Source organism: Flavobacterium sp. AC105 (assembly GCF_979258495.1).
The window spans coordinates 2,191,331-2,204,176 of record NZ_OZ409860.1; the positions used below are offsets into that span (position 1 = coordinate 2,191,331).

The 12,846-nt window shown below is 34.5% G+C and carries 5 protein-coding genes; all 5 read left to right on the plus strand.

Annotation, left to right across the window (positions count from 1 at the left end; all coding sequences use genetic code 11):
• Positions 1 to 62: 62 nt before the first annotated feature.
• Positions 63 to 239: a histone H1 gene (locus tag ACZ0AH_RS09540; RefSeq protein WP_463475563.1), complete on the plus strand. Its 177-nt coding sequence runs from the start codon at positions 63 to 65 to the stop codon at positions 237 to 239.
• Positions 240 to 691: 452 nt separating this feature from the next.
• The gene (locus ACZ0AH_RS09545) at positions 692 to 3,247 is read left to right on the plus strand and encodes an adenosylcobalamin-dependent ribonucleoside-diphosphate reductase (RefSeq protein ID WP_463475564.1); all 2,556 of its coding nucleotides are present in this window, start codon (positions 692 to 694) and stop codon (positions 3,245 to 3,247) included.
• Positions 3,248 to 3,497: 250 nt separating this feature from the next.
• Positions 3,498 to 7,547, plus strand: a complete 4,050-nt coding sequence (locus tag ACZ0AH_RS09550) for a two-component regulator propeller domain-containing protein (protein ID WP_463475565.1) — start codon at positions 3,498 to 3,500, stop codon at positions 7,545 to 7,547.
• A gap of 836 nt (positions 7,548 to 8,383) precedes the next feature.
• Positions 8,384 to 9,781, plus strand: coding sequence for a hypothetical protein (locus ACZ0AH_RS09555; protein ID WP_463475566.1), 1,398 nt, complete (start codon positions 8,384 to 8,386; stop codon positions 9,779 to 9,781).
• Positions 9,782 to 9,826: 45 nt separating this feature from the next.
• Positions 9,827 to 12,838 carry a SusC/RagA family TonB-linked outer membrane protein gene (locus ACZ0AH_RS09560; RefSeq protein ID WP_463475567.1) on the plus strand — a complete coding sequence of 1,004 codons (3,012 nt, stop codon included), beginning with the start codon at positions 9,827 to 9,829 and terminating at the stop codon, positions 12,836 to 12,838.
• The last annotated feature ends 8 nt before the right edge of the window (positions 12,839 to 12,846 follow it).

A 12,846-nucleotide genomic window follows, 5' to 3' on the forward strand; every position in this document is an offset into this window, starting at 1 on the left:
ACAAATTTGTTGTAACTATCAATGAAACATTTATTTTTGCGACCTAATTTAATACAATTATCATGAAAGATTTATTAGTAAAAATCAACGCCGAAATCGAAACATTCAAAGCAGAAGCAGAAGCATTAACTGAGAAAGGTGTTAAAGCAGCAGGACCAAGAGCACGTAAATCAACTTTAGAAATTGAAAAACTTTTAAAAGAGTTTAGAAAAGTTTCTATTGAAGAATCAAAAAAATAATATTTTTTTATTTGAAACAAGCCTCGTTTAAGTTATTCTAAACGAGGTTTTTTTTTGCCTTTATTTTTTGTTGTCATTTACTTCGGCAGCAAATATCCAATCTTAATTCTCTGTTTACTTCATGTTACAAAATAAGATCAAAATAAGTGTTTTGATTGTATTCTTAAATATCAAATTATTATTCAAATTAAGTCATAATAAATTTGTTTTTTGAATAGCATTTAACGAATTAATTATGTTTTAATGACAGTGCTTATTTTGATATAAAAAACAGTTCAAATATTACATCAATTTATTTTAGTTGTTAACTTTAGGATGTTTGTAAATTTTTAATTATCTGTATTTTAGTTGTTTATGTGTTATTTTTTGTAAACTTTTTTCTGTGTGTTTTTTTAAGAGTTTATTTATTTTTAATTTTACTTTTATTATTTAAACATAAAAAATGCAATATCATGGATGAATTATTAGCTACAAAAAACAAAGTAATTATGTATTCTCAAGACGACGTTATGCAAGCATCTTTAGAATATTTTAAAGGGGATAATCTTGCGGCGACGGTTTGGGTAAGTAAGTATGCTCTTAAGGATTCTCAAGGTAATATTTTTGAAAAATCACCTGACGATATGCACCATCGTATTGCAGGAGAAATTGCCCGAATTGAAAAAAAATACATGAATCCACTTTCTCAGGAAGAAATTTTTAATCTGATAAAAGATTTTAAATATTTGGTTCCTCAGGGAAGTCCAATGACTGGTATTGGAAATCCGTTTCAGGTAGCGTCATTATCAAATTGTTTTGTGATTGGCAATGACAATTCAGATTCGTATGGCGGAATTATGAAAACAGATCAGGAACAAGTTCAGCTTATGAAACGCAGAGGAGGAGTTGGTCATGATTTGTCGCATATTCGTCCTAAAGGTTCACCAGTTAAAAATTCGGCATTGACCTCTACCGGATTAGTTCCTTTTATGGAGCGTTATTCTAATTCGACCCGCGAAGTGGCTCAGGATGGACGTCGTGGTGCGTTAATGCTTTCGGTATCGATTAATCATCCGGACGCTTCAGATTTTATTGATGCTAAAATGGAACAGGGAAAAGTTACAGGTGCAAATGTATCCGTTCGTATTGACGATGCATTTATGAAAGCTGTTAAAGCTAATTCTCTTTATGAGCAGAAATATCCAATTTTTAGCGATAATCCATTATATTCCAGAGAAATTAAGGCTAAGGAACTTTGGAACAAAATCATTCATAATGCTTGGAAATCTGCAGAGCCTGGAATCTTGTTTTGGGATACGATCATCAACGAATCTCTGCCGGATTGTTATGCTTATTTAGGCTATAAAACATTATCTACAAATCCGTGTGGAGAAATTCCGCTTTGTGCTTATGATTCTTGTCGTTTGTTGGCGATCAACTTATTTTCTTATGTCAATAATCCGTTTACAAAAGAGGCTTCTTTTGATTTTGATTTATTCAAAAAACATGTCGCTGCTGCACAAAGGATTATGGATGATATTATTGATCTCGAGTTAGAGAAAATTGACGCGATATTGGCAAAAATCAATGAAGATCCTGAAAGTGACGAAGTAAAATTGGTCGAAAAAAACTTGTGGCTTAATATTAAAAACAAGGCAAATGAAGGTCGTCGTACCGGAATTGGAATTACTGCCGAAGGTGATATGCTGGCAGCACTTGGCTTGCGTTACGGAAGTGATGAAGGTGTTTTATTTGCTGAAAAAATACAAAAAATACTCGCAATAGAAGCGTATCGCGGATCAGTTAATCTGGCCAAAGAACGCGGAATGTTTGCCATTTATGATGCCGAAAGAGAGAAAAACAATCCGTTTTTACTTCGATTAAAAGAAGCTGATAGCGAGTTGTATTATCAAATGCAGGAACACGGACGCCGTAATATTGCTTTGCTTACGATTGCACCAACCGGAACAACGAGTTTAATGACACAGACAACTTCCGGGATAGAACCTGTTTTTCTGCCTGTTTATAAACGCAGAAGAAAAGTAAACCCGAATGACAAAGATGCGCGTGTAGATTTTGTTGATGAAGTAGGTGATAGCTGGGAAGAATATGTGGTGTTTCATCACAGATTTAAAGAATGGATGCTGGTAAATGGTTATGATACTTCTAAAAACTACAGTCAGGAAGAAATCGATGTTTTAGTAAAAAAATCGCCTTATTATAAAGCAACAAGCAATGATATCGACTGGCTGAGCAAAGTTCGTATGCAGGGCAAAATTCAAAAATGGGTAGATCATTCCATTTCAGTGACCATTAACGTTCCAAACGAAACACCCGAAGAAATGGTCGATAAGTTGTATATGGAAGCCTGGGAAGCAGGATGCAAAGGTGTTACGGTTTATAGAGACGGTTCCCGTTCAGGAGTTTTGATTTCGAATACTGAAAAGAAAGAAGAAGTAACGGAAACACAATCACGTATTTTCCCAACCAAACGCCCTCAGATCTTACAAGCTGATGTAGTTCGTTTTCAGAATAGTAAAGACAAATGGATTGCTTTTATAGGCGTTTTAGAAGGAAAACCATATGAAATTTTCACTGGTTTGGTCGATGATGAAGACGGAATTTTGATTCCGCGTTGGGTTTCTGAAGGACTTATTATTAAGAATAAAAATGAGGATGGAAGCAGTCGATATGACTTTCAATACAAAAACACACGTGGCTATAAAACAACAATTGAAGGACTTTCGCATAAATTTAATCCAGAATACTGGAACTACGCCAAACTAATTTCAAGTACTTTAAGACACGGTATGCCAATTGACAAAGCGGTTGAATTGGTAACCAGTCTTCAGTTAGACGGAGAATCGATCAATACCTGGAAAAATGGTGTTGCCCGTGCCCTAAAACGCTATATTGTTGACGGTACTGCGGCTCATGGCCAGAAATGCAGCAACTGTAATTCGACCAATCTGATTTATCAGGAAGGTTGTCTGACTTGTAACGATTGTGGTTCGTCTAAATGCGGTTAATTTTTTAATCAATCATAGCTTCTAAAGCATCAAGAAAGCCTGTAATAAATTCTATTGCAGGCTTTTTTTCATTCGTAAAATATTAAAATTGTTCATTTATAGGGAATTGTTTATTAAAAATAAATATTAAGGATAAAATCTTATAAGGATTCATGAAAATATGAATTTTGCACCTTTATTTATGTGAATTATATATAAAATAGTTTATAATTGTACTTTTTACACAAAAAATAAAAATACATATTCTATTTTGAAGTCTTTTATCCTACACCTTCTTATTTTATTAGGGTTTTCCTCGATAAGTTATTCGCAGGATTATCCCGTAAAATTTCTTGATATATCAGATGGTTTGTCTAATAATTCGGTGACAACCATATTTCAGGACAGCGATGGTTATTTGTGGTTTGGAACTTATGATGGACTCAATCGGTATGACGGTTATAATTTTAAAGTATATCGCAATAGAATTAATGATAAAAAATCATTGCCGTTTAATACGATTTATAATATCGAAGGCGATTCTAAGAAAAATATTTGGGTTGGAGGTTCTAACGGAATTTGTATTTACAATAAAATTAATTCAACATTTCTTCCGGTTGAATATATCATCTCAAAAAACAAACCTCAAATTTTAAAAGATATTATTCATCAGACAAATTCGGTTTCTGATAATTTGGTTTTGGTTGCTTCTCAAAATTTAGGTTTAATCGCTTTCGAAAATGGGTCATTTGTTGGAAAACATATTCCGCTAAAAGTACTCGGAAATAAAATCAGCATTGATAATTATGATGCGATCGCGATTCAGGATGAAAAGAAAAACAATCATTGTTGGGTTTACGTCAGAAACATTGGTATTTGCAGTTACAGCTATAAATCAAAAGATTTAAAAGTCATTTTTCCGCTTTCTATAGAAGTCAAATCAATGAAACTTGGCCCGGATGGAAATCTTTGGTTGGGAACCGATGAAGGACTTTTTCTGTTTAATACCAAATCAGGTTCTCTTTCTGAGAATTATTTTTCAAATAAATGCAGCGTTACCGATATTCTTCTCGATAAGAAAAAAGAGATCTGGATTACAACTGATGGCTGTGGAATCTATAAAGTCATCGGAACAAATAAAAAAGCGATTCCTTTTAATACCATAAAAGACAATCAACTCGTTAAAAGTAATTCGGTTTGGAGTTTATACGAAGATAAATCCGGGAATAAATGGTTTGGTACTTTGCGAGGCGGAATAAGTATGCTGAGTAATACGCCAAAATATTTTAAAAGTATCAGATATAATGCGACTGATCCTGCAGAAAATTTTATTTTATCTTTTTGCGAAGACGAAAAAAAGAATCTTTGGGTAGGTACCGATGGCTCAGGATTAAAATATTGGAACAGAAAAAACAACACGTACATTAATTACAGTAATAAACTTTCGAGCCCTTTTATTACGGGGATTATCAAAGATAATAATAACGAAATATGGTTATCGACCTGGGCTGGAGGGGTAAACAAAATCAATCCTAAAAATAATACCGTTACCCATTATTCCTGCTACAATCCGTTTACGAAACAAACAGAGAAAAATATCTGGTTTGTTTATAAAGATTCCAAAGCCAATATCTGGGCAAGCGCCACGAATGAAGGTTCTTTGTATTTTTTTGACCGACTTAAAAACAATTTTGTATTGTTTGATAAATCCATCAATAATTTGCAATGTTTGACTGAAACCAGCGATGGAAAACTTTGGGGAGGAAATTATACGACATTATTTTCTATTGAAAAATCGACCAAAAAAATCAATAAAGTCGTTATCGGAAATCCGATAAGATGTATTCACGAAGACAAGGACAAAAATCTCTGGTTAGGAACTCAGGAAGGCGGATTGTTATTATTTGACCGAAAAACCAATACTTTCAAAAGGCTAACAACAGATGACGGTTTGCCATCAAATACCATTTTAAGATTATTAGAAGACAAAGAAGGCAATCTCTGGATGAGCACGTATAATGGCGTTTGCAGATTTGATAAAAAACAAAAAACCTTCCGAAATTTCTCTGTAAATGACGGACTTCAGAGCAATCAATTCAGTTTTAATGCGGGAATAAAATTATCTACAGGAGAATTTTTATTTGGAGGAATTAATGGTTTTAATATCTTTTTTCCCGAAGCCATAAAAGGTTTTAATCAAAAGAATAATGTTTTACTGACAGATTTTTACGTAAACAATCAGCCAATTGAAGAAAGTAAAAGTGATTTAATTTCAGAATTCGATTCGGGGAAAATCAAACAAGTGAATTTGCCTTATGATCAGACCACTTTATCATTAGAATTTGTGGCATTGGATTATAATAACGCAGACAAAATAAATTATGCTTATTTCTTAGAAGGGTGGGACGAGCAATGGAATTTTGTGGGTCAGGCCCGAAAAGCAAATTACTCCAGATTACCGGAAGGAAAATATACATTTAAAGTAAAAACAACCAACTTTAAAGGCGGCTGGAATAAAGAAGTGAATCTTATTACAATCGAAGTTTTACCGCCCTGGTATAGAACATGGTGGGCATATAGTTTGTATGTATTGGCAAGTTTGGGACTTATTTTTGCTTATTTGGAATATCATAAGAATAAGGAAAAACTAAAATATAAAGTAAAAATTGCCGAATTAGAAAGTAAAAAAGAGAAAGAAATTGCCGAAAAACAATCGTCAATGTTTACTTATATCTCACACGAGTTTCGCACACCGCTTTCGCTGATTATAAATCCGTTGAAAAAAGCGGTTCAGAAAGAAAGTGTTCAAAACGGATCTTCTGGAAGTGATTTGGCTATTGCGCACAGAAACGCCCGCAGACTTTTGAGTTTAGTAGATCAGCTATTGCTTTTCCGTAAGGCCGAAAATGACGCAGATTCCCTCAGATTATCAACTATTAATGTCAATAGTTTGTGTAATGAAGTCTATCAGTGCTTTGTAAATCAGGCAAAAGATAAAAACATCAATTACAATTTTAATATTCCCGATCATGAAATTGAAATTATAGGTGATTATGAAAAGATAGAAATTTCGTTATTTAATTTAATGTCAAATGCCTTTAAATACACACCAATTGGCGGTGTAATTAATTTGAATCTGGACGAAAATGATCGCGAAGTTATTTTAGAAATTGCTGATAACGGCGACGGAATCGAGAAAAAAGACATTGAAGTGATTTTCGAAAAATTCAAACAAATCAATTCAAAAGTTTCAGTTGGAACCGGCTTCGGGATTGGGCTTTATATCGTGAAGTATTTTGTAGACAAACACAAAGGTACTGTAAGCTGCACCAGCGAAATAGGAAAAGGAAGCATTTTTACCTTGACTTTCCTTAAAGGAAACAGTCATTTTAAAGATGTTGAAATTACGAATGAAATTCCGCAAAGAAGTCAGTTATTCGATGAACTTATAATGGATGAAGTCGGGGAGAATAATCAATTTTCGAGTACTTCTGTTTCAGAAAGTGATTTCCAAAAAATCATGCTTACAGATAAACGCACCGTTTTAATAATTGATGATAATGTCGAAATAAGAGCCTATCTGATCAAATTATTTTCGGATAATTATGTCGTTTATAGCGCCGAAAATGGGGAAGAAGGTTTAAAGCTGACCAAAAAGCACATGCCAGATCTTGTAATTAGCGATATTACGATGGAGGAAATGGACGGTCTTGAATTGTGCCGAAAAATAAAAGAAAACCCTGCTTTATCTCATATTCCGGTAATTTTATTAACCGCATCAAAAAATCCAGAAACGCATCTTCAGGGAATTAGTGACGGAGCTGACGATTATATCACTAAACCTTTTGACGATGATATACTCGTGGCGCGTGTTGAATCTTTATTGAGAAACCGTAGCAATCTGCGTACCTATTTCTTAGATAGTATAACCCTTAAAGAAAATACCCAAAAAGTTCCCGTAGAATATCAGGAAATCCTAAAGAAATGTATTGACATTGTAGAAGCTAATATTCATAAAAGAGATTTTACGATTAAAAACTTTGCGCTCGAAATGGGAATGAGTCACAGAACACTTTATACCAAAATCAAAATCATATCAGGACAAACCCTGAATGCTTTTATCAGATCCGTCCGGATTCGAAGAGCCGCCATGTTAATGCTCACAGAAGATATGAATATAGCGCAGGCAAGTGCCGAAGTTGGTTTTGAAGACCCAAAATATTTTAGACAGCAATTTGTAAAACTGTTTGGGATGACGCCTTCAGAATATATCAAAAAGTATAAGAGTTCTTTTAACTCAGATTTGAATGTTATTAAGTAATATTTTTTCTCTTTAAGTTCAATCTTGTCATTTCGACGGAGGAGAAATCTTCGTAAGCAGCTCTACAAAGATTGGCAATTCTCATTGCGGAGTTTCTTGCGAAGATTTCTCCTCCGTCGAAATGACAATAGTGGGTTTACTTTGTCGAGTTACGAGTGTGATTTCTCCCTTCGGTCGAAATGACAAACAAGCGTTCCAGTAAACTCGCAAACGTTTTAGCTTTAAAAAAGCATAAAATTCAACAATTGCGTATTGTGTAAAAATAAGCTGATATTTTTTCACACTTCTTAAAATTTATTCTAAAATAATAGTTAATTACAATTTTGACCTCCTTTTTTTTCCATTTTACCCCTCCTTAAAAGTTTGAATTAAACATTTCTTTGCACTTATAGTAATAGATAAGTTGTATTACTGGTGCATGTTATAAGTGTTTATTTTACGATAAGTTTTTTATCTGTTTAAAGGAATTGAGCCTTCTTTAAAATAAGATAGTAAGAGTTGGTTTTACGTAGTACTTATCAATCCCGCAGTCGGAAAAAAGCTGCGGGTATAAATAAACTTTAAAAAAGAATGTGTCAATGAGAAAATGCGATAATTAGAAAATTGTTACAGCTGTCGATTATTTAAATTATCAAATTCACTCATTTTCTAATCAATAAATCAAACTAACAATTAACCAAACTCAACCAATATGAAAATTACCGAATAATCAATTTTTGTCGTTCCGTTTGTGCCTCAGATAAAATAAGGATCCACATAAAATTAAAAACTAACCTACAGATTAAACTTTCACTTTACATTAAAAACTAACTAAACCTAACCTTAAAATTAAAGAAATGAAAAAAAATGTATTTTTATTTTTTCTCGCCCTTTTTGCCGTCCTTTTTACCGGATGTCAAAATAACGAATCAGATTTCCCGAGTTCTGATAACCCTACGGTTGTGGTGTCTACCAAAGAAATTTATGGCGCACCAAGTAGAAAATTTGAAATTAAAGCCGCTTTGGCAGATGATTTAGGATTAAAGAGTGTAGAAATTCAAATTCCAGAATTATCCCTAGATAAAGTGATTACGTTTAAAACGGATCCGTTACTTAAATCGTATGATTTGAGTTATTTTTTCGAAATTCCGGCTAACAGAGGAACCTCTGAAGCTTTCAAAATAAAACTAACCATTACAGATGTTTCCGGTAATGCCATTAATGAAGAAATTAATTTGCGTTTAGACGGAGAATTTGCTGCTCCGGCAATAACCATGATAACGCCAAAAGAAGGTGCTGTTATACTATTGTCTACAAGCAAAGAAATGCCTGTGAACTTTGTAGTAAATGATGATTCAGGTATTGATTACATCGAGGTTAAATGTGCTGAATTAGGCATCGATGAAATGGTTCAGTTACAAGGAGCTCCGCAATCATACACTTTCAATAAAACATTTACATTGCCAGTGACCGCGGCTAATTATGTATTGACCATTACTGCAAGAGATAAATTTGCAATTCCGAACACAGGAACATTAAATATCAACATTGTAGCGACAAATGAGTATCCGGCAATCTATTTATGCGATCAGCCAAAAGGTACTAACCTTACTACAGATGCTGTTGGTGTTCCGATGTATTTCCATGAGAAAAACGGACAAGACTTCGAATTCAAATACTATGCTGATAAAGACAATAAAGAAATTTATTTCTTAGGTCAGGAGTCAGACTTTGCCCCACATTGTTTTGGTTTGAATGAAGCAGGAACTTTAGTTGATGATGTTGCATCAACACCAATTATATTACCAACAAAAGGATATTATGTTATAAAAGTAAATCCAAATACACTACAATATGCAGCAACAAAATACACGCCTTCAAGCAAAGTCTGGGCTGATGTTGCCAACGGATTATGGCATGATGACGAAGCCTTAAGAAGACCTTTTGTGAGTGTCTGCGGTGGCGGAATTCAAGGTGCAACATGGGATACATGGGACGCCTGGACTCAAACAGGATTACACTTGGCGAACAACCCCAATAACCCTTACCAATTAGTTGGAGAATATACTTTGACAGGACAATTAGAAGCCACTTTTACAGGTCAATGGTGGAGCCCATCCTGGAGATTAATCAAAAACGGAATTTGTACAATGTCACCGGGAGAAAACGGAAATGCTAAATATCCGGCTGCACCGGGAGTGTATAAAGTAGTTCTGGATACCGAATTAGAAAGAGTTTTTATAACCAAAAAATAGTGTGCTGGAACTTTGTTATAGCATTAATTAATAAAATATCTTAATATGAAATATAAATATATAGGGTTTTTTATTGCCCTAATGTGTACTGCGGTATCATTTGGACAAATAAAAATAAAAGGTACTGTTAAAGATAAAGGCAATGTGCCAATTCCCGGAGTTAACTTACTGGTTAAAGGTACAAGTACAACGACCGCAACTGATTTTGACGGAAACTATGTAATCAGTGTTCCAAATAAAAATGCTCAGATTGAATTTTCATTTGTTGGTTTTAATAATAAAACCGTACAAGTTGGCGACAAAACCACTTTTGATATTATCATGGAAGAATCTAGTCAGGTATTAGATGAAATCGTGGTTGTGGGTTATGCTGCCGTTAAAAAGAGCGATGTAACGAGTTCAATTTCTTCTATAAAAGGAAAAGAACTTCAAACCATGACGGTTGGTAATGTTACAGAATCATTGCAAGGAAAAGTTTCTGGAGTTCAGGTTGTAGGAGCGGGCGGTCCGGGAGCACAGCCAAGAGTTTTAATTCGTGGTATTTCTACGGTGAATTTAAGTACAGATCCGCTTTATGTGGTTGATGGAATTCCAATGGGAACAAGCATTAATTTTTTGAGCAATAACGAAATCGAATCGATGGAAGTTCTTAAAGATGCTTCTGCAAGTGCTATTTATGGTTCTCGTGCTTCAAACGGAGTTATTTTGATTACGACCAAAAAAGGTAAAGTTGGCAAAACAAGGTTTAACTTTGATATGAGTTCCGGAATGCAATTGATGAATAATCCGTATCATATGGCTGATGCCGAAGGATATGCTACGATTATGAACACGGCATACAATAATTCAGGTTATGCAGATTATTTACCAAATCCGTCTCAATACAAAGGTAAAACAACCAATTGGTGGGATGCAGGAATCAGACAGGCTTCTCCGGTAACCAATGCTTCTTTGGGAGTAAGCGGAGGTTCTGAAAAACATACCTATGCCATTAGTTTAAACTACTACAACTCTGAATCGATGTATGAAGTAGGAGGATGGGAAAGAATTACCATGAGAATTGCTAATGATTTTAAATTCTCAGATAAATTCTCAGCAGGAATAACTTTAAACCCACGTTATGAAACCTATGGTTCTCCGGGAAACTGGGCTGATTTTGATAAAATTGATCCTATTACGCCAATTTACAAACCAGCAGATCAATTGACAGGATTAGAAAACGAATACAGCATTTACGCACGTTCTCCTTCTTATATATGGAATCCGGTTGCAGCTGTAAAAAGATACGATGATTATACAGATCAGTATAACTTAAACACAAACGGATATTTGCAATATGAGCCAATCAAAGGTTTGGTTATTCGTACACAAGGATCTATTGAAGTTGGAAATACAGTGTGGAGTAAATTCACGCCTGATTTTGTAATTGATGCCGCACATGAAAAAGCAGAGATTAATACAATCGAAAGAAAAGCAACCACAAACGTGAACTGGACATGGCAAAATACAGCAACCTATTCCAAAACATTTGCTGAAAAACACAATGCCTCTTTGATGATTGGTAACACAATGGAAGAGTACAATGGTACAGATGTGTGGGGTTATGGCGAAGGCGTACCCAACAACTCTGAATCTATGAGAGAGTTAAATGCAGCAACCAAAAACCGTAACAGTAGCGGTAACAGCTGGTCAAGTTCATTGATGTCATATATTTCTCGTCTTTCTTATAATTACGACAGTAAATATTATTTCACAGGAACATTTAGACGTGACGGTTCTTCTAAATTTATGGAAAACAACAAATGGGCAAACTTCCCGTCAGCATCTGTTTCATGGAGAATTTTAAACGAAGGTTTTATGGAATCTACAAAAGATCTCTTGAGCGATTTAAGATTCAGGGCAGGTTGGGGTAAAGTAGGAAACCAAAATTTACCGGATGCCGTTTATCAGTCGAATATTGGGCAGGGATTTTATCCAATAGGAAATGATGTTGTAGATACCGCTTATCCTTCAACAATGGCAAATAAAGACATCAAATGGGAAACGGTTGAAGATGTGAGTTTTGGACTTGATTTCGGATTATGGAAAAACAAACTTTCAGGATCTTTAGAATATTATCAAAAGAAAACCAGAGATATGTTATTCCTGAAACAATTTCCAACTTATAGTGGTTTTCCGGGCTATTCAACCATGTGGACAAACGTAGGTTCAATGGGATCAAATGGTATCGATTTATTGATTTCTTATAAAGATAAAAAAGGAGATTTCACGTATGGAGCTGATTTGACTTTTACAACCGTAAACGTTAAGATGCTTAATCTATCTACAGAAGGAGAAAAACTTTACGGATCAAGCAACAGAACTTTAACGGTTGAAGGTGACGAACCAGGATATTTTTACGGATATGTTGCCGATGGTTTATTCCAAAATCAAACAGAATTAAACGCTCATACAGATGAACACGGAACCAAATTACAGCCTTACGCACAATTGGGTGACGTTCGTTTTAAAGATGTGAACGGAGACGGAAAATTAGACGACAAAGACAGAACAAAAATTGGTTCTCCGTGGGCAGATTACAATGTTGGCTTGAATTTGAATTTTGCTTACAAACAATTTGACTTATTGCTAAACTTCTATTCAAGTATCGGGAATGATTTGGTAAACCAAAATATCTCTGATTTATACAACGGAGTTAGTTTAACAAACAAAGTAAACGGATTAGAGCAAATGGCGTGGCATGGTGAAGGAACTTCTAATTCTATTCCGCGTTTAGCTAAAGATGATAATAATGAAAACTACACCAAATTCTCGTCATTATATGTCGAAGACGGATCTTATGTACGCATGAAAAACGCTCAGATTGGATTCTCATTCTACAACAAATTTGGGTTTGATAAATTGAGATTGTCATTATCAGGTCAAAATTTATGGACATGGACAAAATACACAGGAGTTGATCCTGAAGTAGGCGGAGGAGTTTTAGGATCAGGATTTGGAGGATGGAACTATCCGGTTCAGCCAACAATTTTGATGGGACTTAATGTAGCATTTTAATAAAAAAA

Coding starts and splice junctions, on each gene's coding strand:
- ACZ0AH_RS09540 (WP_463475563.1), top strand. CDS start 63: ATGAAAGATTTATTAGTAAAAATCAACGCCGAAATCGAAACATTCAAA.
- ACZ0AH_RS09545 (WP_463475564.1), top strand. CDS start 692: ATGGATGAATTATTAGCTACAAAAAACAAAGTAATTATGTATTCTCAA.
- ACZ0AH_RS09555 (WP_463475566.1), top strand. CDS start 8,384: ATGAAAAAAAATGTATTTTTATTTTTTCTCGCCCTTTTTGCCGTCCTT.
- ACZ0AH_RS09560 (WP_463475567.1), top strand. CDS start 9,827: ATGAAATATAAATATATAGGGTTTTTTATTGCCCTAATGTGTACTGCG.